This window comes from Burkholderia sp. 10_S31, from assembly GCF_056930375.1.
In genome coordinates this window covers 1,153,229-1,173,635 of record NZ_JBXOWK010000002.1, presented here as the reverse complement: position 1 = coordinate 1,173,635, position 20,407 = coordinate 1,153,229, and the positions used below count along the sequence as shown (strand labels likewise).

18 protein-coding genes and 2 pseudogenes are annotated in these 20,407 nt (G+C 65.1%); 7 read left to right on the top strand and 13 right to left on the bottom strand.

Annotation, left to right across the window (positions count from 1 at the left end; genetic code table 11):
- Positions 1-57: 57 nt before the first annotated feature.
- A complete protein-coding gene (locus tag AC1Z3W_RS19790) occupies positions 58-1,089 on the bottom strand; it encodes a ParB/RepB/Spo0J family partition protein (RefSeq protein ID WP_057928739.1) in 1,032 nt (343 codons plus the stop codon).
- Positions 1,082-1,777 carry a ParA family protein gene (locus tag AC1Z3W_RS19785; RefSeq protein ID WP_057928740.1) on the bottom strand — a complete coding sequence of 232 codons (696 nt, stop codon included), beginning with the start codon at positions 1,775-1,777 and terminating at the stop codon, positions 1,082-1,084. Before AC1Z3W_RS19785 ends, AC1Z3W_RS19790 begins: the two co-directional genes overlap by 8 nt.
- Before the next feature lie 472 nt (positions 1,778-2,249).
- Between AC1Z3W_RS19785 and AC1Z3W_RS19780 the strand changes: the two genes are divergently transcribed.
- Entirely contained in the window at positions 2,250-2,603 is a 354-nt protein-coding gene (locus AC1Z3W_RS19780; protein ID WP_483508300.1) for a hypothetical protein, read from the top strand.
- A 1,237-nt stretch (positions 2,604-3,840) separates the two neighbouring features.
- Here AC1Z3W_RS19780 and AC1Z3W_RS19775 read toward each other — a convergent pair.
- Entirely contained in the window at positions 3,841-4,965 is a 1,125-nt protein-coding gene (locus tag AC1Z3W_RS19775) for an MBL fold metallo-hydrolase (protein ID WP_483508299.1), read from the bottom strand.
- 83 nt (positions 4,966-5,048) lie between these two features.
- Here AC1Z3W_RS19775 and AC1Z3W_RS19770 point away from each other — a divergent pair, with 83 nt between their 5' ends.
- Positions 5,049-5,702, top strand: coding sequence for a TetR/AcrR family transcriptional regulator (locus AC1Z3W_RS19770; protein ID WP_057928743.1), 654 nt, complete (start codon positions 5,049-5,051; stop codon positions 5,700-5,702).
- Between the two features lie 191 nt (positions 5,703-5,893).
- Positions 5,894-6,385: a flavodoxin family protein gene (locus tag AC1Z3W_RS19765; RefSeq protein WP_057928744.1), complete on the top strand. Its 492-nt coding sequence runs from the start codon at positions 5,894-5,896 to the stop codon at positions 6,383-6,385.
- Positions 6,386-6,561: 176 nt separating this feature from the next.
- On the opposite strand, the gene AC1Z3W_RS19760 is transcribed toward AC1Z3W_RS19765, so the two are convergent.
- Positions 6,562-7,146: a DUF2889 domain-containing protein gene (locus AC1Z3W_RS19760; protein ID WP_057928745.1), complete on the bottom strand. Its 585-nt coding sequence runs from the start codon at positions 7,144-7,146 to the stop codon at positions 6,562-6,564.
- Positions 7,147-7,821: 675 nt separating this feature from the next.
- Between AC1Z3W_RS19760 and AC1Z3W_RS19755 the strand changes: the two genes are divergently transcribed.
- Together AC1Z3W_RS19755 and AC1Z3W_RS19750 are read left to right on the top strand one after the other, a co-directional pair.
- Complete coding sequence (locus tag AC1Z3W_RS19755; RefSeq protein ID WP_124834805.1) at positions 7,822-8,490, top strand: ProQ/FinO family protein; 669 nt, start codon at positions 7,822-7,824, stop codon at positions 8,488-8,490.
- 672 nt (positions 8,491-9,162) lie between these two features.
- Positions 9,163-10,224 (top strand): DMT family transporter, encoded by a 1,062-nt coding sequence (locus AC1Z3W_RS19750; RefSeq protein WP_124834804.1) that lies wholly within the window; start codon positions 9,163-9,165, stop codon positions 10,222-10,224.
- Between the two features lie 107 nt (positions 10,225-10,331).
- Here the strand turns inward: AC1Z3W_RS19750 and AC1Z3W_RS19745 are convergent, their stop codons facing one another.
- The 8 genes from AC1Z3W_RS19745 to AC1Z3W_RS19710 all read right to left on the bottom strand — a co-directional run bounded on the left by AC1Z3W_RS19745 (position 10,332) and on the right by AC1Z3W_RS19710 (position 17,439).
- Entirely contained in the window at positions 10,332-10,697 is a 366-nt protein-coding gene (locus AC1Z3W_RS19745; protein ID WP_057928748.1) for a bleomycin resistance protein, read from the bottom strand.
- 118 nt (positions 10,698-10,815) lie between these two features.
- Positions 10,816-11,406, bottom strand: a complete 591-nt coding sequence (locus tag AC1Z3W_RS19740; protein ID WP_057928749.1) for a nitrogen fixation protein NifQ — start codon at positions 11,404-11,406, stop codon at positions 10,816-10,818.
- A 75-nt stretch (positions 11,407-11,481) separates the two neighbouring features.
- Positions 11,482-11,907, bottom strand: a complete 426-nt coding sequence (locus tag AC1Z3W_RS19735; protein WP_057928750.1) for a TOBE domain-containing protein — start codon at positions 11,905-11,907, stop codon at positions 11,482-11,484.
- 182 nt (positions 11,908-12,089) lie between these two features.
- Complete coding sequence (locus AC1Z3W_RS19730) at positions 12,090-13,589, bottom strand: efflux transporter outer membrane subunit (RefSeq protein ID WP_057928751.1); 1,500 nt, start codon at positions 13,587-13,589, stop codon at positions 12,090-12,092.
- The gene (locus AC1Z3W_RS19725; protein ID WP_057928752.1) at positions 13,586-14,554 is read right to left on the bottom strand and encodes an efflux RND transporter periplasmic adaptor subunit; all 969 of its coding nucleotides are present in this window, start codon (positions 14,552-14,554) and stop codon (positions 13,586-13,588) included. Before AC1Z3W_RS19725 ends, AC1Z3W_RS19730 begins: the two co-directional genes overlap by 4 nt.
- A 2-nt stretch (positions 14,555-14,556) precedes the next feature.
- Complete coding sequence (locus AC1Z3W_RS19720) at positions 14,557-14,769, bottom strand: DUF1656 domain-containing protein (protein WP_057928753.1); 213 nt, start codon at positions 14,767-14,769, stop codon at positions 14,557-14,559.
- A gap of 34 nt (positions 14,770-14,803) precedes the next feature.
- On the bottom strand, positions 14,804-16,963 hold the full coding sequence (locus AC1Z3W_RS19715; protein ID WP_483508296.1) for an FUSC family protein: 2,160 nt from the start codon (positions 16,961-16,963) through the stop codon (positions 14,804-14,806).
- Positions 16,960-17,439 (bottom strand): MarR family winged helix-turn-helix transcriptional regulator, encoded by a 480-nt coding sequence (locus AC1Z3W_RS19710; protein WP_057928755.1) that lies wholly within the window; start codon positions 17,437-17,439, stop codon positions 16,960-16,962. The genes AC1Z3W_RS19715 and AC1Z3W_RS19710 overlap by 4 nt, the downstream gene beginning before the upstream one ends.
- A gap of 399 nt (positions 17,440-17,838) precedes the next feature.
- Here AC1Z3W_RS19710 and AC1Z3W_RS19705 point away from each other — a divergent pair.
- Positions 17,839-18,384 (top strand): annotated as a pseudogene (locus AC1Z3W_RS19705) (aldehyde dehydrogenase family protein); the annotation flags it as partial.
- Positions 18,345-18,740: pseudogene (locus AC1Z3W_RS19700) on the top strand (aminotransferase class III-fold pyridoxal phosphate-dependent enzyme); the annotation flags it as partial. The pseudogenes AC1Z3W_RS19705 and AC1Z3W_RS19700, both read left to right, overlap by 40 nt.
- A 119-nt stretch (positions 18,741-18,859) precedes the next feature.
- Here the strand turns inward: AC1Z3W_RS19700 and AC1Z3W_RS19695 are convergent.
- Positions 18,860-19,792 carry an MBL fold metallo-hydrolase gene (locus tag AC1Z3W_RS19695; RefSeq protein ID WP_124834800.1) on the bottom strand — a complete coding sequence of 311 codons (933 nt, stop codon included), beginning with the start codon at positions 19,790-19,792 and terminating at the stop codon, positions 18,860-18,862.
- Positions 19,793-20,407 lie beyond the last annotated feature (615 nt).

The following is a 20,407-nucleotide window of genomic DNA, read 5'->3' as shown; positions in this document are numbered from 1 at the left end:
CCGGACTTTATCCGGCTGCGCGGTGTCGTGCAGGTGCGAGGCCTTTGCTTTGGGCGCTTACTTTTGCGCGGCTACCGCGAGTTCAGCGACGTACGCGTCGATCACTGTCTTGAGCCGGTCGGCGAGCGATTCCTGGTGGGACGCATCGACGCCCTTCAGCTGCAGATCCAGGCGTCCGTCCGGATAGGTCTTCAGCTGACCGATCGCGCGCGATTCGAGCGCGAAATCGTGACGCACACTGTAGCGCGTGCGCCCCGTCTTCTTGTTGCCGTCGCTCTGCGCGCGCAGGAAATTCTCGAGGTCGCGTACCGACTTTTTCCGGTCGATCACCGCCGTGAGCAGACGGTCGGCAGCCGGTTCGCCCAAGCGCTCGAAGATCAGTTTCAGGAAGTACGCCGCCTGGAGGCCGACCACGTCGTTCGCGCTGGCCATCCGCTCGAGCAGTGTATTTGGCAGTGCGTTCAGCGACAGTGTCTTGCTGATCGATGCCTTGTCCTTGCCGATCTTCTCCGCGAGCGTGTTCTGGTCGGGGAAGACCTTTTCGTCAAGAAGACGCTTCCACGCGACTGCATCGTCGAAGATCGTCTGGCGTTCGTGGTCGTGGTTGGCGCGATACGCGATCGTATAGAGCTGCTCGGGTGTGTGGTCCGTGCGGAACGTCGCGTTGATCGTCTCGTCGCCGTTGATGCTCGTCGCGCGCAAGCGGCGTTGTCCGTCGATCACGACGAGCTTGCCGGGAAATTCCGGAAGCCGCGTGACCTTGATCGGCTCGATCTGCCCTTCCCGCTTCAGCGTCAGCGCGAGCTCGTGCAGGCTCGACTCCGAATAGAACACGCGCGGGTTGAACGGGTTCGGGATGCAATCCTTGACCGCGACCTTCTGCGGCGCGCCGAGATCCGGCGCATCGGCGGGCGTGGCCGCGCTCGGCCCGACGGGGGCGGCCGCTTCGGCAGCGGGATTCGATGCGGGCGCCGGCTCGGGCAGGCGTGTTTCCAGCGCCGCATTTTCCTGCGCGAGCCCGCGCAGCAGGCCGGCGGCGAGATGCAGGTTGCCGGTCGGCTTCTTGTCTTTCGAGGTGTCCTTAGCCATGAGCGGCTCCGGTAGCGCGCGTCGACGCGATGTATTGGGCCATTTCGGTGACCAGTCTCTCGATTTCCGCGCGGGCTTCCTTCAGTCCCTTCAGGTATCGATTGTGATGATGGATCGTGGTGCCGAGAGCGAATGTCTGCCGATAGACCTCGCGCTGCGCGATCTGGCTGTCGAGCAGATGCTCCCCTATTTCTTCAGCTCTTAGAATTTTTAAAATTTCTTCACGCATTTTAGTTTTTCCATTGACGCTATTCAGCATCAGCGCGGAAGATAAATTCGGGTTACGAACGGCACGCATCGACTCGATCATGCGAATCATCGCGACGGTGCTGTACAGGTCGGCCGGCGACGGAGACAGCGGCACGAGACAGAAATCGGCGACTTCGAGCACGGACGCGATGCGCGGATCTTCGAGGTTGCCTGGGCAGTCAACGACGATCACATCGAAATTCGAGTCTTGCTTCTTGATCTCGCCGCCAATTCCGCGACCGGCGGGGGCCAACGACAGCACTGTCATCGGGAGCGTATTTTCGCCGCTCGTCACCCATCTGACTGACGTGCCTTGAGGGTCGGCATCGATCAACGCGACCTTGTTGCCGCCGGCCTCGAAGGCCGCTGCGATATTGACAGAGATGGTCGTCTTTCCAGTACCACCTTTTTGATTGCTGACGGCGATCTTGAAAGCCATTAAATTCCTCCAAGGAGTTTTGCATAATATATGCAGTTATTGCTCGAAAGTCCAGAAAAGTATTAGATGACGAAATGAGTTTGCTGATTGATGCAATTGTCACGTGACAAGCCGACCAAGTGGTCAACAGGTTATTTGTTGCTTGAAATAGAATGAAAAATAAAAACTGACGAAAATATCATTCGATATAGAAGACGCTAAATAGAGTGCTCTGCGTTGAGAAGCGACCAGGAATCGCAGTGGAGATTCGAAGCACGGTTTCGTTCTTCTTCTGAAATCGCTGGTGCCGTTTGCTAACGACTTGGCTAGCCTGAACGGCATCGGAATCTGCGGTTGTCACGTGACAAGTCGACAAGGCTGACCAGGGACAGTAAATCTGTATCGACGGAATCATGCAGATTCGACATGTGGTTGTGATTCCGTCAGATCCTGTTTCCTAGTTGCTGCAGTCTGAGTCCAAATGTAACTGCTGGTGCTGGTGCTGGTGCTGGTGCTGGTGCTGGTGCTGGTGCTGGTGCTGGTGCTCGTGCTCGTGCTCGTGCTCGTGCTCGTGCTCGTGCTCGTGCTCGTGCTCGTGCTGGTGCTCGTGCTCGTGCTCGTGCTCGTGCTCGTGCTCGTGCTCGTGCTCGTGCTCGTGCTCGTGCTCGTGCTCGTGCTCGTGCTCGTGCTCGTGCTCGTGCTCGTGCTCGTGCTCGTGCTCGTGCTCGTGCTCGTGCTCGTGCTCGTGCTCGTGCTCGTGCGACTGCGACTGCGACTGCGACTGCGACTGCGACTGCGACTGCGACTGCGACTGCGACTGCGACTGCGACTGCGGGTTGTTACGTGACAACCTCATCGGGCGATAGTGGACGGACATCCTCTGCCTCAGCGGGGCCACTGTAGAGATTACTAACATGAAGGAATCCGGGGATATCCACGTGGTTGTAGTTGCGTCACGTCGCTGGTGTATGCGCCATGCAGGCTGAGTGGTTGTCACGTGACAACCACTGCGGTGTCACGCCGAAATGACCAGTGGGATATCGGCGTAGGCCCCCGTTCTCGAGCCGAGATGTGTGCGCAAGCTGAATTCCCACCAACTGGTCAGACTGGCTGGTGCTTTCCCGATAGGCGTTTCTGATCGGTGCGAGCGCACAACCTCAATACGGCTGCCGGTTGGGATTCCGGATTAATGATATGGCCCCATTAAATTCCGCGAACGGACGTCTGCCGTTGCAACGGCAATGAGGGCAGGGGAGGGGCGGATATTCGGAGCTTGTTGTATCAACGAGTGATGGAGGTCGGCACCGGCATCGGATCTACCCAGCATCGTCGTGCGATTCCTCTATCCAAGGCGAATTCACATGTTTGGTGATCCACGACGACACGAATCCGCGGGGCGTGAAACATTTCAGAAAAATGGGGTGTCTTCGTAAACCCTTGTCCAGCAATAGGTTGTGCCACTTTCTTCATGTTGTTTCACGCAAAATGAACGTGATCAACATGCAAAATGGGGGCGCATGAAGCTCGCGCGGGAAATCGGTTCAAGGCAACGATGCCCGACGCCAAAATGTGTCATTGATAACGTATTTTGTAGTAAATAATACGTTCCAGATGCTCCGAAGCACGCAGCCTGGCCGACGCACCAGCGACTTGGTACATCACGCTGACCAGGCCAGAGGAGTTCGCTAGATATGGTTCCTCTCCAGTTGTCACGTGACAACGCGCTTGCCGGATGGCGAAATTGACAGATGTCGGGAGAGGTCGAGGCTTGTGCCTGGCTATATTGAATCTACAGGGCATCCAAGGACGGCGTTGAGCGAAAGACAACTCCGTAGACAGCCTGAGATGATCGCCGCCGCAGCCTCAGGGGACGATCGAGGCGTGGACGAATTCGGAATCTGCGTCGAGAGGAGTAAGGCATCACCGTCGTCGGCCCGAGCATTCGGCCGACGCCGAACATCTGCTTTCCGGGCTGACGATTGGCGTCACCGATCATCAATCGGTTAGTTTGTCGCCGAACCCCCGTGCCGTGAGGAAAAAGCCGTCGCCCCGCTTCCAACCAGAAGCGCGGGCGACCGGCGACCTTACTCCGCTGCTTGCGATGCGCAAGGTTGCCACCGACTGACTTTCGCTGCGCGTATCTTTTCTGCGTCATCGACGGTTCGCCACCACCGTTCGCCGCGATGTGGCTCATTCAGATCGAGCCGTTCGCCCATCCTGGGCGTCGACAGATCGACACCTCGCACCATTGCCAACGCGGTGACGCGCTCGAACGGTTCCTGCCAACGATGCATCGCGAGATCGAACGTGCCATTGTGAATCGGTATCAGCGTGCGACCGCGCAGGTCGAGATGCGCCTGCATGGTTTCCTCCGGCTGCATGTGTACGTACGGCCATTGCGGGTCGTATGCTCCGGTCTCGATTAGCGTCACGTCAAAGGGACCAAGGCGTTCGCCGATTGTCCGGAAGCCGTCGAAGTAACCGGTGTCGCCGCTGAAGAACACCCGCAGATCGTCGTCGACGATGACCCACGACGCCCACAGCGTGCTGTTGCCGTCAAACAGGCTGCGCCCGGAGAAGTGCTGCGCCGGTGTCGCGGTCAGGGTCAGTCCGTCGACGTCGACACTCTGCCACCAGTCGAGCTGACGCACCTTCCTGGCGTCGATACCCCATTCGATCAGACGGTCGCCGACGCCCAGCGTCGTGACGAACACGCCAGTCGTGGCCGCAAGCGCGAGTACCGTGTCACGGTCGAGGTGGTCGTAATGATCGTGCGACAGGATTACGCCGCGCAACGGCGGGAGATCCTCGAGCGCAATCGGCGGCGCATGGAAGCGCTTGGGGCCGACGCGTCGAAACGGCGATGCGCGTTTGGCAAATACCGGATCGGTCAGCCAGAACTCACCGCGCAGCTTCAACAGCAGCGTCGAATGCCCGAGCCGATACAGGCTGCGGTCGGGGGCCGCGTCGAGTTGCTCGCGCGTCAGCGAATCGATCGGCAATGCGCCTGTCGGCATCGTGTTGCGTGGCTTGTTGACCAGCATGTTCCATGCAATGCCGAGCATCTTGGCGAAGCCTTCGGCCGGTCGCGGCGCGACATTGCTGAAACGTTCGCCGTTGTGCTGCGGCGACTCGCCGGATAGCGTGCGGCCACGCCTGGCGGCGGCGAAACCCAATACACGATGAAGAAAAACGAGAGGCGAAGCCATGTCGATTCGTCCGGAAATAAAAGTACACTAAGCAGTGTAGTTTATCCCTGGGAAAAGTAAACTCGCCGGTGTAAAATTTTTTAATGGATACGAGCTCTTCCCCCCAGCGCCTGACCGATCGGAAGCGCGCGGCGATTCTCGCCGCCGCGATCCAGGAATTTCGCGCGGCCGGCTACGACGCGACCAGCATGGATCGCATCGCCGCTCGCGCCGACGTGTCGAAGCGCACTGTCTACAATCACTTCCCCGGCAAGGAAGCATTGTTCGCAGCGATCCTGCATCAGTTGTGGGACGCGACACTGACCGCCGGCGCGCCGGCCTACTGCGCCGACGTGCCGTTGCGCGATCAATTGCTCGCGCTGTTGAGCCGCAAACTGCGGCTGCTGAACGACGAAGCGTTTCTCGCGCTCGCACGCGTCGCGATCGGCGCGGCCATCCACTCACCGGAGCGCGCGCGCGACATGGTCGAACGCATGGGCGAGCGCGAAGAAGACGTGACGGTCTGGATTCGTGCGGCAGCGGCGGCCGGCCGGCTGTCGGCGACGGATCCCGCATTCGCCGCACATCAGCTGCACGGGATCGTGAAAGCATTCGCGTTCTGGCCGCAGGTGACGATGGGCCAGCCGCCGCTGGGCGCGCAGGAACAGCAGAAGGTCGCGGAAACGGCGGCCGACATGTTTCTTGCGTACTACGCGCGTCCGGACCACACCGGTGCGTCAGGTGCCGGGCAGGGCTGACCGCGCGTCGTGCGAAGCGCGACGCGGAACGGGCGCGCCGATTTGCGCGTGCGTGATGCATCTGCCGCCTGGAAGAAAGCGCCTGGTGCCTATGGGCGACGCAGGGCCGGCACACACGTCGACATGAGCCTGTTTGAGCCGTACCGACCCGTGTGACGGGCGCATATGAAACCGAACGTGAGTGAACACCGATGAAGACGCTGTTGATCGTCTATCACACGATGACCGGAGGCACGCAACAGATGGCCGAAGCGGCCGCCGCTGCCGCACGCGAGCAATCCGGCGTCGACGTCAGGTTGCAGCGTGCGGATGCGACGAGCGCGGACGACGTGCTCGCCGCCGACGCCTACTTGTTTGCGACGCCGGAAAATCTCGCCGCGATGTCCGGGTTGATGAAGGATTTCTTCGATCGCTGCTACTACGCGGTGCTCGATCGCGTGAACGGCCGCCCGTATGCGGTGATGATCTGCGCGGGCAGCGACGGACAGAACGCGCTGCGCCAGATCGACCGGATCGCGACCGGCTGGCGGCTGAGGAATGTGGCGCCCGGCCTGATCGTCTGTACCCATGCGCAGACGCCGGAGCGCATCCTCGCGCCGAAGACGATCGACAGCGACGATCTCGCGCGCTGCGCGGAAATCGGTGCCGGTCTTGCTGCGGGGCTCGCGCTCGGCGTGTTCTGATTATCGGCGATCAACGCGGTCGAAGCGGGGCCACGGCCGCACGCAAGGACCGGAGTGCGACGCTTGCCGAGCGGTCTCCAATCGCACCAAGTCCGGGCGACACGCACCTCTCGCGCAACATCGCCGCTAGCCCGCATCGCCTTGCGCAGCAGCGGCACCGGTCGGGTATCGATGTCCTAGCCACCCTTGGCCGACACCATCGGCTGATGGTATTCAGGCCACAGGCTTTTCACGAGATCGCGCGAAGCGCCATACGCATAGCAGCTGTCGATCTTGAGCGGCTTTCCGTCGCCGTCGCGGTCATTCAGCGACGGCGGACGCATGCCGACCATCGTTTGATAGGCCGCTGTCGCGACCGGACCGAGAATTTCCTTCAGATGGGTGCACGTGTCGCAAGATGGCAGGCGCTTGCGGACCTCGCTGTTCCAGCCGGCACCGATACGCAGTCCGACGAGGGCCTGCAGCGTGTCGCCGCCGCCCGGACACTGTGCATAAGGATGCGACTTGATGAACGTGGATACCGCGCGCACGATCATGTCGGCGTCGAAGACCAGCGTCACGCCGAGATCGTGAATCGGAGCCAGCGCCGCGACCGTGCGTGTGCCGCCCGGCGGGGTGAAATCGCTCGTCTTGCGGTCCGCGAGACAGGCCGTGACTTCGAACAGGCCGTCGCTGCGCCGATAGCCGCGCATGTCGATCTGCCTATGGTGAATCTCTTCGCGCGTAATGCCGTCGCGCGGGAGGTCGTGCCGGGGATTCATATATCCGCTCCGTTTCGTACAACCGGGGTCTCTTTGCATTCAACAGCGATCATCGGCCGACCCGCGCGGCGTGAAACCGGCCGCGACAGACTGCCGACGATATCGATCCGGCCATACTACGCATTTTCCGGCGCAGCCGTACGATCGGTGATCGGTGCGGACGCAACTAATTGAATACCGGTAGCGATCGATGCGCACGCCACCACGCCGCACGGATCGTACGCGAAGGCCCGGTCTGTCGGGCGGTGCGAGTCCGCAAGCGTCGGTGTCTTCGCTGCCTGCACCATCGCTTGTCATTCCGTACTGTGGAATAACCGATGCAATGCGTGACCCGCGCACCCAAACCGAATGTGCCGAAAGCGACACTACGTAACGCGTGTGTCGAAACCTTTCGAAAACGTCGCCATAATGCGCAACGCGACCGCGCGGATGCATCGCCCGCGCTCCGGATCCGTCAAATGCGAACCGGTGAGTCAACCGACTGCCGCATGTACCGGTATACTTCCACTCCTGCCTTTGTCCGGCATCGTGGCCGGGTGCCTGAAACAGCGGTTGTGGCGATGCGGCCCCGCAATATTACGCATCGGTGCAGCACGCCGCAGGCGATGCGGCGAAACGCCGACGTGCGGAATGGCTTGCACGAACCACACCTTATATTCCTGGTGGATTGAATTTATGGGTTTTGAACAACTTGCCGAATTGCGGGCGCAGCTCGCAGCCAAGGCCAAGCAGGAGCGCAACGCGAAGCGACCGGCTGCTCAACCGGACGCCGGCGCGAAGCCGAAGTCCGGCGATCGTCCCGCTCGTGGGGCCAAATCGGGTGCCGCGGCCAAAGCGCCGTCCGGTGCCAAGCCCGCTGCGGCGAAGCCGTCGAAGCCGTCGACGCCGGTCGATCCAGTCATCGTCGCGATCGGGAAACTGCAGCGCCGGTTCCCGAGCGCGTTCCCGAAGAATCCGGCCCCGAAGGTGCCGCTGAAGGTCGGTATCTGGGACGACCTCGCCCGCGAAGCGCAGGCGGTCGGCCTGAGCGAGGCCGAACTGCGCGAGGCGATGTCCACGTGGTGTCGCGGCAATCGTTACTGGTCGTGTCTCGTCGAAGACGCGGTGCGGGTCGACCTGCAAGGTAACGAAGCCGGGCGCGTGACGCACGACGACGCGGCGCGTGCGCGCCGGCTGAAGTCGCGCCGTCCGGGCGGCAAGGGCGGCGCGCAAGCGGCGAAGGGTGCACCGCAGCAGCCGAAGGCGCAAGCGCAGGCCGCCGCCGCCGCGCCGCAGCCGGCAACCGCGGAAGCACCGGCCGATGCAGCACCGCAGGCCGAGCAGCAAACGGCCGCGAGCGAGTAACGCGCGATGCGTCGCCGCGCGACCGTGCGGTGACGGCCTGCCTGCACCACGCGTGCAGCGCATCACGTGACAGACCGACCTGTCCCCGCTCGGGGCGGGTCGGGACTGCCTCCGCTGGCGACATCGCCAGTCTGTCATCATCCAGCCTGCATTGAACTGTCGATCGAATCGGCGATGAAAGCGCGTCGGCCGACACGACTTGCGCAATGCATCGCTTGTGCCGACCGAGCATGGCGACCGAAATCGAACGAGGCAGTGTGCATCACGAACCTATTCCCTTTTCATTCAAATAATTCGTTTTCCTAATGTAATGGAATTGCAGAGGAAGCGTTGCATTCACTCCCACGCCTTTCTGTCTCGCATGCGCCGTTGTCAGGCGCGAAGGACTGACATGGTCACGAGACCGACGTGCGGTATCAGGGCTGGCCGCCACTGCTGCGGGGCCACCCAGCCACCAGTTGGCGACCCGCGACACAAACGCGATAATCTCCTGGCCGGGACCGTCGGCCGCCATACATTGCCGACGACGCATGACGCGACAGGTGCCTGAAAGCCGACGTGACGCGCCCTGCATTCCCCGAAATTGAACGCCATCGGCAAACCGTACAGGCCACGGCATCGCATGAAGCTCACCCACTCCATACGCCCAACGCCCTGCGCAAAGATCGCATCATGAACCCGAGACACTCCGCGATTCTCGTCGCGCTCGCCGCCGCCGCGCTGTTCGGCGCCGCAACGCCGATCGCCAAGGCACTGATTGGCGCGATGTCGCCGTTCATGGTCGCGGGCCTGTTCTATCTCGGCAGCGGGATCGGCCTTGCGATCGGGATTCTGCTGCGCGAGTTGCGCAGCAAGCGCGCGCAGGCCGAGGATGCCGCGCCGCTGCAACGCGCGGACCTGCCGTGGCTCGCCGGCGCGATCGCGGCCGGCGGCGTCGCGGGCCCGGCGCTGCTGATGCTCGGGCTGTCGAGCACCCCGGCCGCGACGAGTGCGCTGCTGCTCAATCTCGAAGGCGTGCTGACGGCGGTCATCGCGTGGGTCGTGTTTCGCGAGAACGTGGATCTCCAGGTGTTTCTCGGCATGGTCGCGATCGTCGCCGGCGGCACGCTGCTGTCGTGGGTGCCGGGGCGCGCGGGCGTGCCGGTCGGCGCGCTGCTGATCGCCGGCGCATGCCTGTGCTGGGCAATCGACAACAACCTGACTCGCAAGGTCGCCGCGAACGATGCGATGGTCATCGCGTGCGTGAAAGGGCTGGTCGCCGGGCCCGTGAATATCGGCATCGCACTCGCGGCCGGCGCGTCGCTGCCCGCCGTTCCGGCGACGGCCGCCGCGATGCTGACCGGCCTCGGCGGCTATGGGATCAGTCTCGTGTTATTCGTCGTCGCGCTGCGTCATCTCGGCAGTGCGCGCACGGGCGCGTATTTTTCCGTGGCACCGCTATTCGGCGTCGTGCTGTCGCTGCTGATCTGGCCGGCGCTGCCGTCCGCCACGTTCTGGATCGCGGCCGCGCTGATGGCGCTCGGCATCTGGCTGCACGTGCGCGAACGGCACGAACACGAACATGCGCACGAGCGGCTCGAGCATACGCACCGGCATCGGCATGACGAACATCATCAGCACACGCACGACTTTCCGTACGACGGCAACGAGCCGCACACACATCCGCACGTGCATCTGCCGATCACGCACAGTCACGCGCATTTCCCGGACATTCATCACCGCCATCGACACTGACCGCGTGGCGCAAGGAGAACGATGCGCGCCGCGCGCAATGCGTATCGCAAGGTAACCGTTTATGGGGTGTCGTTTCGTGCCCTCTGCCCCCGCCGACACCGATCGATTCAGTTGTCCGTCTGAATCAGTCGAATCAACGAACCGTCCGGGTCGATCAGCGCGCCGACGGTGCCGCCCCATGCCTCGCGTTTCGGTCGATGCGCGCGCGGCCAGCCCGTCGCCTGCTCCGGAATGCCGGCCGCGAGCACTTCGTCGAAAAACGCGCCGACGTCGGCGAGCCGGAAACAGCAGCTGAACCAGCTCGTGGCCGGGTCGAGGCCGGGATGCGGGAAGAATTCCAGCAGCAGGTCGCCGCGTCTCAGGATCATCCAGCCGTCATCGCGCCAGGTTTCGTCGAAGCCGAGCTTCGCGTAGAACAGCGACGTGGCTTCGAAATCGCGCGACGGCAGATTGGGACTCGCAACGTCGGTCACGGTTGTTTCTCCGGTGAGCGTTCGCAATCGAACGAAGGCGCGGACAGCGCGCAGACAGATGCCGCGCACGATCGGTCAAACGATGCGTACCGGCAAGCCGCGCGGGCTGCATTGTCGGCTATCGTTCCGCGGGAAAGCAGCATCCGAAATCCTCGCAGCCCGGACATCCGGGCGCGGGCCCGGGCGGCAGGCCGAGCGATCCGGCCACTTCCTGTGCGAGAAATTTCTTCCAGCGCAACTGCGCGACGTTGCGCGCGGCGAGCGCAGGGAAATAGCGGTCGAGCATCGCGGTTACCGCATCGCGCCCGTCGAGGCCGAGATCGCGCCACAGGTGATCGGGGCGGAGGCACGCATGCGCGATGATTGCCGCGACACAGTCGGCATCGTCGCGCGCGACAGCGGGATGTGCATCCCGCATCAGCAGCGCGTGCAGCGTCGCAACGAATTGCGCATGCGCGACCGGCAGCGGCGCGATGGCGACGGTCGACACGAGTGCGACGGCATCGGTGGTACGCAGATGGGGAAACTGGCGGGCAAGCAGACCGCTCAATCGGACGGGGGACAGGCCGAGCAGCGCGAGCTCGTTGCGGTATGCGCGTGCCGCAACGAGTGTGCCGAACAGATAGGCATCCGGGGAAGCAGCGTCGGCCGCCCCGGACAGCAGCGATTGCAATGTGCGTTGATGCGCGTGCTCGAGCGCGGATGTCATCGTGCGCGCTTGCGCGCCGCTTGCGGGCGCGGCGAACGACGGGTCGTCATTGCAATCGATCGGATGATCGGGCGATCACTCGACCCCGACGATCACGCTCGACGCCTTGAAGATCGCGGACGCGGCCTTGCCGCTCGCGAGACCGAGACGCTCGACGCTGTCGTTGGTGACGATCGCGACGATTTCCGCGCCGCCCGCGGCCTTGATCACGACTTCGGAATTGACCGCGCCCTTCGCGATCGACGACACGGTACCCGCGACGCAGTTGCGGGCCGACACCTTGCTGCTGTCGACGTCGACCATCACGATCACCGACGATGCCTTGACGAGCGCGAATGCGTTCGTGCCGGCCGCGAGACCGAGCGATGCGGCGCTGCCGTGCGTGATCACGGCGACGATGTCGAGGCCGTCCTGGGTACGCAGCGTGATTTCGTCGTTGACGGCACCGGGCTTGACGGCATCGATCTGGCCGGCGAACTGGTTACGGGCGCTGGTGCGCATGATGACTCTCCGGGAAAGGGGCCGCCCGGCAGACGGCGAGCGAATGACGGGAACTGCGCACGAGTTTACCGGCAATGCAGGTAACGCGCGACGCCGGTATCGACATATCGGACATGCGAGACCGCGCACGATGGTGCGGGACAGCAGGCGTGTCACGCGCGCCGAGCCGCCCCGCGCGCGTTCTATCTGGCCGCGGCCGACGCGGCAGCCGGTGCGCCGGCCGCCGACGTCTGCTGCGATGCAGCGGGCGCCGCATTGCCTTCCCATCCGCCGCCGAGCGCGAGGAACAGCTTCACCTGGTCGGCGGCGACCTGACCTTCGGCCGCGGCGACCTGCGCGCGCACGCTCGTCAGCGTGCGCGTCGCATCGAGATCGGAGATGAACGACTCGCGGCCGGCCGCATAGAGCCGGTGCGTTTCGTCGGCGGAATTGCGCGCCGATTCGTAGGCCGTGCGTAGCGCATCGGTGCGCTGCACGTCGGCCGCATAGGTCGCGAGGCTCGACTGCGTTTCGCGCAGTGCGTTCAGCACGACGCCGTCGAAGTGCGCGAGTGCGCCGCCGGTCGCGGCTTCGGCTTCGCGCACGCGTGCGCGCTGGCCGTTGACCGGGAACGACCAGCTGATCAGCGGTCCGAACGACCAGCGATTCGTGGTGGACGAGAACAGGTCGGCGGCGATGCCGACCGAACCGGCCGACGCACCGATGCTGATCGATGGATACAGCGCGGCGGTCGCGACGCCGATCCGCGCGGTCGCGGCGGCGAGCCGACGCTCGGCCTCGCGAACATCGGGGCGGCGACGCAGCAGCGCGGCGCCGTCGCCGATCGGAATCGGCTGGCGCAGCTTCGGCAGCCGCTCGCATTCGGCGACCGCCTTCGGCAGGTCGGCCGGCGAGCGCGCGAGCAGCGCGGCGAGCTGGTATTGCGCGATCTTGCGGCGGCCTTCGAAACGCGGAATGTCAGCCGACAGCGTGCGCACCTGCGTGACGCCGCGCGTCACGTCGGTCTGGTTGCCGCGCCCCGCATCGCGCAGCCGCTGCGACAGCTTCACGCGCTGCTGCTGCAGCGCGAGCGACTGCTTCGCGATCGCGAGCTCGTCGCCGGCGGAGCACGATTCGACGTACGCCCGCACCACATCGGCGACGACGGTGATGCGCGCCAGGTCGGCGGCCGCCTGCACGGCTTCGCTGTCCGCACGCGCGGCTTCGACGCCACGCCGCAACTTGCCGAACAGGTCGAGTTCATATGACACGCTGATCCCGACCGTGCCTTCGTTCACGACCGGCAGCTTGTTCTCGAGCAGAAATTGCTCGGCCGATTCCTGCGCACGCTGCACGGCTGCTTCCGCGCTGCCGGAGAAGCCGCCCTGTTCGTTCGCGACTTCCAGCGCGGCGCGCGAGCGCGCGAGGTTGGCCGCGGCAACGCGCAGGTCGGTGTTCGATTTCAGCGCGCTGCGCACGAGCTCGTCGAGCACGGGATCGTCGTACAGCTGCCACCAGTTGCCGGGCACCGCGTCGCGCGACACGAGCGTGCCGTTCGCGTCGTCGAGCGCATGGTTCGCGAGCGGCGCATTCACGTACGCCTGCTGCGGCAGCGTGTAGTCGGGGCCGACGGACTTGCACGCGCCGAGTGCGAGCGCGAGCGGCGCGAGTGCCGCCGCGAGGCGCAGGCCATGCCGCTTCATTGCGATGCTCCCGTCGCGCTGGCGGCTGCGGGCACGGCTGACGCCGCGGCCGCCATCGACGCGCCGTCAGCCGGCTTCGCCTTGTCGTCACGGCGCGCATCGGGCGAGCGCATGGCAACGGTCGCGGTGCGGCCGGCAATCATCCGGAAGTCGTCGGGCACCTCGTCGAGCACGACGCGCACCGGCACGCGCTGCGCGAGGCGCACCCAGCTGAATGCCGGGTTCACGTTCGGCAGCAGGTTCGCACCCTGCGTGCGGTCGCGATCCTCGATCGCGGCGACGATGCTCTGCACGTGGCCGCGCAGCGGATGCGGCTCGCCCATCACGACGATATCGACCGGCTGGCCGATATGAATGCCGCGCAGCTTGGTTTCCTCGAAGTAGCCGTCGACGCGAAACGAATTGCGGTCGACGACCGACAGCACCGCGCGGCCGGCCGGCACGTATTCGCCGGCGCGCGGCGCGCGGTCGTTCAGGTAGCCGTCGACGGGGCTCACGATCGTCGTGCGCTGCAGGTTCAGCTTCGCGGTGTCGAGCGACACCTGCGCATCGGCGACGGCGGCTTCGCCCTGCTCGACGCGCGTGCGGCTTTCCTCGACCTGTTCGCTAGCGACCAGGTTGCCGAGCTGCAGGTTGCGCGCATATTCGCGCTTCGCCTGAGCGAGCGTCGCGCGGCGCTGCGCGAGCGTCGCCTCCGCCAGCCGTTGCGCGAGCGTGTAGCGGGCCTGGTCGATCACGAACAGCACCTGGCCGCGCCTGACCTCCTGGTTGTCGGCGACCTGCACCGCGGTGATGAGCCCCGACACGTCGGGCGCGACCTGGATCACGTCGGCGCGCACGTGCCCGTCGCGCGTCCACGGCGAGAACATGTAGTAATTGATGATCCGCCACAGCACGAGGGCAGCCACGACGACGACGATCAGGGTGAGCAGGATCTGCCCTGCCGAGAGCCAGGTTTTTTTCACGGTTAGCTAGCCACGAGATGGTGAGACACGATGACGACGGCGGCAAACACGAACACGTAGATGCCGAGGTCGAAGATCGAACGGTGCCAGACGAGGCGGTAAAAGCCGACGCGCTCGAGCAGCGCGCGCACGACGACGTTGATCAGATAGGCGATCAGCATCAGCACGAGCGGAGCCGGCACGAATACGCCGAAGATGTCGATTTCGCCGATCATGGTCGCGGTCGGAAGGACTGGTTGGAAAGCGGGATCATGCGCGTGCTCCGTCCGGTGCGGCCTGCGGCGGTTGCGCAGCCGCGGCCGGATACAGCGACAACCGCAGGCCGACGAGCGCGTGCAGCGTGTCGCGCAGCCGGCGGTGCGTCGCGGGCGTGGCCGGCGCCGTGGGCGTCGTGCCGTCGTCGGCCGATGCGGCCGATGCGGCCGATGCGGCCGGCGCGCCCGGCAGGTTGCGGCCGGCCACGCGCTGCAGCGCATCGTCGATTGACGCGAGCAGCGCCGGCGGCGCGGGCTGGCGCGCGTTCGCGGCCGCGCAGCGGGTGTAGTGATCGGTGACGCCGGCGAGCACGCGATCGATCGCGTCGGGCACGTCGCCCGACAGCTTGCGGCGCGAGCGGCGCAGGTCGAGCGCGTTCAGCGCGATGCGCAGGTCGCGGAAACTCTCGATCGACGGATGGCGGTGGTCATCGGACGCGCCGAGGCGCGGCAGCAGCTGCGTGACGCGATCGAGCATGCGCGATGCATGGTTGCGCTGGTCGTCGAGCGGCTGCGTCGAAGCGGAGCGGGCGACGTCCTCCCAGCCCGAGCGCAGCAGGCGCCGCACCGCGAGTTCCGCGCCGAACGGCCGCGTCGCCCGCGTCCATACGTAGGCGAACAGCAGCCCGGCGACGCCCGCGAGGTTGCTGTTCAGGAACACGAAGAAGTCGGCCTCGTACGCGCTCTGGATGCTGACGAAGGTCGCGGTGTTCACCGCGACGAGCATCGTCACCATGTTGAACTGCGGGCGTGGCAGCAGCGTGCCGATCAGGATGAACGGGCCGGCGAACATCAGCACGAGCATCGCGAAGTCGTGCACATGCGGCAGCACGACGAACAGGTACAGGCCCGCGAACACGACGCTCGCGGTGGTTGCCAGGAAGAACTTGAACACCAGCGGCGCAGGTTCGTCGAGCGCGGCGAAGAAGCTGCACGCGACGGCGACGAGCGTGACGGCGCCGGCGCCGTCGTGCCAGCCGGACTGGATCCACAGCCAGCACGCGAACACGATCGCGCCGACCACGGTCAGCGTCGAGAACAGCATCATCCCGCGATCGAAGAAGCGCTCGGTGCCGCCGAGCCGCCAGTGCCGGTAACGCGGCTGCCAGACGCCCGACTCGTTCGCGATCAGCGCGCGCAGCGAGCGGCAGTCCTGCCAGATGTCGATGACCTGGTGCAGCCGCCACAGCGCGTTCGACAGCAGCGCGCCGTCCCAGCTCGTCAGCGCGCTGTCGGGCGGCTGCAGCGACGCGATGCGCTCGCGCAGGTTGTCGGCGACCGGATCGTCGGCCATCTTGCCGTCGGTGCCGGCCTTCACGGCCGGCAGCGGCGCGTCGAACCACTTCGCGGCGTCGGCGAGCAGCGCGTCGAGCGCGGGCGGGCGCACGTGCAGGTCGCGCATCAGCGCGATCAGCGGATCGGCGAGCGACGACATCAGCGGCAGGAACAGCTGCATGCGGCCCGCGAGCGCCTGCGCGCGGGCAAGCACGCGCGGGTGCGCATGGTCGTAGCTCAGCTGGCTCAGCAGGAATTCGAGGCCGGTGATGGTCGCGGCGAGGCGTTGCCGGCACGCGGACAGTGCCTTGCCGGCAAGGTGCCCGGACAGGGTCTCGCGGCCGTAGAACGCGGCGTCCTTGAACCACGCGTCGGTGCGCTCGATCAGTGTCGGCGCGAGCCGGTTCGGGAACACGGCGCTGCCGACCACGCTCGCGCACACGATGCCGAGCACGATCTCCTCGGTCCGCGCGATCGCGACGTCGAAGATCGTCGACGGATCGGCGACGGTCGGCAGCGCGACCAACGGCATCGTGTAGCCGGCGAGCATGAACACGTAGCTGCGTGCGGTGCGGTCGGAGATCGCGAGGTAGAGCAGCGTGCCGCACCACGTCGCGACGATGACGCTGAAGAGGATCGGCGTCTCGACGAACGGCGGCACGAACAGGATCGCGGCGGCCGCGCCGAGTGCGGTGCCGAGCGCGCGATACAGCGCCTTCGAGCGCGTCGCGCCGACGAACGGGTTCGACACGATGTACACGCTCGCCATCGCCCAGTACGGACGCGGCAGCTGGAAATACAGGCCGAGGTACAGCGCCAGCATCGACGCGGCGAACGTCTTGCCCGAGAACAGCCAGTCGCGAAGGCTCGGATAGGTCATGACGCGGAATCGGCGGGGTGGGACGGGCGCGACGCCGGATGAGGCGCATCGGCCGCGTTGAATGCGTTCAGGACGCGCAGCGTCGCTTCGAGATCGGCGCGCGTGACGCCCTTGAGCACCTGGGCGCGCAGCACGCGCAGGTCTTCTTCCATCTTCGCGGTGACCGCGCGGCCGGCGGCCGTCAGCGAAATCGTTTTCGCGCGGCGGTCGTGCGGATCCTCGTCGCGGCGTGCGAGGCCAGCCGCGCACAGCTGGTCGAGCAGGCGCACGAGCGACGGCCCCTCGATGCCGACGTATTCGGCGAGCGTGCCCTGGCGCACGCCTTCGCCGAGGCGGCCGGCGATCAGCAGCGGCGTCGCGCAGGCTTCGGACACGTTGTACGCGGTCAGCACGGCGTCGCTCGTGCGGCGCCACTTGCGCGCGGTGAGCACCAGCAGGCTGCTGACGGCGAGGCGAAGATCGTGCAGATTGGTCATGGGCGGGATGATAGGGGCAAAAACATTCGATAGCAAACTATCGTTTTCGTCACCCGGGTGTCATTGACGCTCGCCGGGGTGCCAACCTGCAACGAGCAATTTAGGCGGCGGGCAGGGGCCGGTCAAGCTGTAAGGTTGTGAGCGCGCGGTGGATCGCGAGGCAGCGCGTGCGATCCGGTGGATCGGATCAGACCAGACCGGTCGGACCGGGGCGATCGACATGCCCCTTGGCGATTGGCCGATCCGTGCCCGGCGTGTCGGGGCGTTGCAAGCCCGCTGCGACGCCGGGCTCGGCAGCTTCGTGACCGCGCGTGTGACCGAATCGATGTCGAACTACATGCTCGATACGGCCGAGCGCGAGCTGGTCGACTTCTCGATCGTGCATCGTGCACTCGCCGGAGCACGATCCCGACGCATATCGACGGCGCGCATCTCGGCACGGTGATGGAGCCGGTCGGTGTCGCGGCGCTGATCACGCCGTGGAATTTCCCGGTCGCGATGATCGCGCGCAAGGCCGCCGCCGCGATCGCGGCCGGTTGCGCGGTGGTGGTGAAGCCCGCGCACGAGACGCCGTTCTCGGCGCTCGTGCAGCTCGCCGACGAGGCCGGGTTCCCGGCCGGCGTGTTCAGCGTCGTGCTCGGCGAACCGCAGATGACGATGGAAACGCTCGTCGGCGATGCGCGCGTGCGTGCGATGAGCTTCACCGGATCGACGCGCGTTGAGCGGCGCGTGACCGAAACCGCGGCGAAGGCCAGCATTCGCAAGATCGCGCTCGAACTGGGCGGCAACGCGCCGTTCATCGTGACCGGGGATGCGGATCTCGACCAGGCGGTGTGGATCGCCGTCAGTGCGAAGTTCCAGACCTCCGGGCAGGACTGTTGCGCGGCGAACCGGGTCTTCGTCGCGCGGCCGCCGCACTCGCGAACCTCGCGATTCTCGAGCGCGAGAACCTGGTCGGCAACGCCGCGGAAGTGGGCGCGTATTTCGGCGCGAAGCTGCGCGACGCGTTCGATGCGCATCCGCTCGTCGGTGAGGTGCGCAGCGTCGGGATGCTGGCTGCGCTCGCATTCATGGCCGACAAGGACGCGCGCACGCCGTTCGATCCCGCACGGAAGATCGGCGCGCAGGTGTCGGCCGCGGCGCTGCAGCGCGGCGTGATCGCGCGCGCGATGCCGCATGGGGACATTCTCGGGTTTGCGCCGCCGCTCGTGATGACGCGTGCGGAAGCGGACGAGATCGTCGGTATCGTGAAGGAAGCGGTGGACGAGGTCGCGGAGCGAAACATGTCGACCATCGCATGAGCTTCTTGAAGTAATGACGCGCGCGTCGGTGCGCGCGGAGACGCCGTCGCACTTCCGTGCGACGGCTTTTTTCATGACGCGTGCCGTGAGAGAAAACGGCGTTCGCCGTCCAGGCTAACTTAGTAATCCCACGTCACGGGAACGAAGCGGAACCCGTTGCCGTTCTTTGCGATATGCCCGATGGACGGGAATGCGACGTGCGCCGCGGCCAGCATCGCGCCGGTTTCGGCGGCTTCGTTGAACAGTGCGATACGAACGTCGACCGCCCCTTCGGGATCGTGTTCGAAGCCGTTTTGCCAATCGGGATTGTCGAAGTTGACTTCGAAGACCGCGTCGCCGACGAACGTCAGCTTTTCGCCGTTCGATGCGATGTCCACCACGCAGTGTCCCGGCGTGTGCCCGCCCGTCACGCGCGCCGATACGCCCGCCGCGACCTGCACGGTCTGATCGAACTGCACGATGTTTTCGCCGTAGAGTTCGACGAACCGGGCAGCCGCCTTGCGCAGCGCGGGCGGAACGGTTTCCGGCATCACCGTCTTGCTGAAGTCCGGATTCTTCCAGAACGCCACTTCCGCGGCTGATACGTGAATGCGCACCTCCGGGTTCAGCTTGGCCTTGACGCCTTCGACGTTCAGGCCGCCGACGTGGTCCATGTGCATGTGCGTGATCACGATATCGGTGATTGCAGCCAGGTCGATGCCGGCCGATTCCAGGCGCATGACCGACCGTCCGGCGCGCGTGAAGTATTCGAAACCGTCGCCCACGCCGGAGTCGATCAGGATCAGTCGATCGCCGCTGCGCACGAGCGCGATGTTCAGCGCCCAGTCGAACATGTCGCGTTGCAGGAAGCGGCCGTCGAACCATTCGTTGCGGTCCGCTTCGCTCACGTTGGTCGACATCGTGGAGGTCGGCAGCGGCAGAATGCCGTCGCTGATCAGCACGACATCGATGTCGCCGATGCGTACGCCGTAGCGGGAAGAAACGAGTTCACCCGAACCTTCGTTGCCCAGATGGGCGGTAACCGGTTGCACGTTGCGAATTAATTTGCTCATGGTCAGTTGTCCTGTTGATCGAGGGGTAATCCGCACTGCGCGGCGCGGTTCGAGAGCACGACCGTGAATGTCGCGCACTTCGTTGCGCTCGTATTGCGATCGAGCGTGTGAGCGATTGTAGGAAAGGGCGGCGGATGCCAGTAGCCCCGCGCGTGCGCACACCATGTTGTTCGAGAGGCAACAATCCGGTACCGGCGTTGCCGACCGCCGGAACGTATATCGCCTGCCGTCCGTTGCCGTCCGTTGCCGCGCGGCGGGCGATGCGGTCGATGTCATCGAAGCAGTCGATGCTGTCGAAGCGTCGGAGGGCTTTGCCGAGGACGGTGCCTCGCTGCAGGGAGCACCTGCGCGTCGCGATCACGCCGGACGGCGCCACGCCCCCCGATCTCGCAGGCGGCCATCATGTCGTACGTGGGAGCCATCGTCTTGCCGGTCTTGCCGATCGGCCAGTTGTTGGCGAGCGACGCGCGAGGTGACGCCGTCGCATGGGAGTATTGCGGCGCGTCATTTTGGGGTGTCTCGCAGATTTCGATGGGCGTCGCTTGCCGACCCAAGACGGATAGCCGCCGATAATTCTCAAACGACCGTTTCAGTTCCGGATTCGGTCATCGCGAG

Coding starts and splice junctions, on each gene's coding strand:
- AC1Z3W_RS19790 (WP_057928739.1), bottom strand. CDS start 1,089: ATGGCTAAGGACACCTCGAAAGACAAGAAGCCGACCGGCAACCTGCAT.
- AC1Z3W_RS19785 (WP_057928740.1), bottom strand. CDS start 1,777: ATGGCTTTCAAGATCGCCGTCAGCAATCAAAAAGGTGGTACTGGAAAG.
- AC1Z3W_RS19775 (WP_483508299.1), bottom strand. CDS start 4,965: ATGGCTTCGCCTCTCGTTTTTCTTCATCGTGTATTGGGTTTCGCCGCC.
- AC1Z3W_RS19770 (WP_057928743.1), top strand. CDS start 5,049: ATGGATACGAGCTCTTCCCCCCAGCGCCTGACCGATCGGAAGCGCGCG.
- AC1Z3W_RS19765 (WP_057928744.1), top strand. CDS start 5,894: ATGAAGACGCTGTTGATCGTCTATCACACGATGACCGGAGGCACGCAA.
- AC1Z3W_RS19760 (WP_057928745.1), bottom strand. CDS start 7,146: ATGAATCCCCGGCACGACCTCCCGCGCGACGGCATTACGCGCGAAGAG.
- AC1Z3W_RS19755 (WP_124834805.1), top strand. CDS start 7,822: ATGGGTTTTGAACAACTTGCCGAATTGCGGGCGCAGCTCGCAGCCAAG.
- AC1Z3W_RS19750 (WP_124834804.1), top strand. CDS start 9,163: ATGAACCCGAGACACTCCGCGATTCTCGTCGCGCTCGCCGCCGCCGCG.
- AC1Z3W_RS19740 (WP_057928749.1), bottom strand. CDS start 11,406: ATGACATCCGCGCTCGAGCACGCGCATCAACGCACATTGCAATCGCTG.
- AC1Z3W_RS19735 (WP_057928750.1), bottom strand. CDS start 11,907: ATGCGCACCAGCGCCCGTAACCAGTTCGCCGGCCAGATCGATGCCGTC.
- AC1Z3W_RS19730 (WP_057928751.1), bottom strand. CDS start 13,589: ATGAAGCGGCATGGCCTGCGCCTCGCGGCGGCACTCGCGCCGCTCGCG.
- AC1Z3W_RS19720 (WP_057928753.1), bottom strand. CDS start 14,769: ATGATCGGCGAAATCGACATCTTCGGCGTATTCGTGCCGGCTCCGCTC.
- AC1Z3W_RS19715 (WP_483508296.1), bottom strand. CDS start 16,963: ATGACCTATCCGAGCCTTCGCGACTGGCTGTTCTCGGGCAAGACGTTC.
- AC1Z3W_RS19710 (WP_057928755.1), bottom strand. CDS start 17,439: ATGACCAATCTGCACGATCTTCGCCTCGCCGTCAGCAGCCTGCTGGTG.
- AC1Z3W_RS19695 (WP_124834800.1), bottom strand. CDS start 19,792: ATGAGCAAATTAATTCGCAACGTGCAACCGGTTACCGCCCATCTGGGC.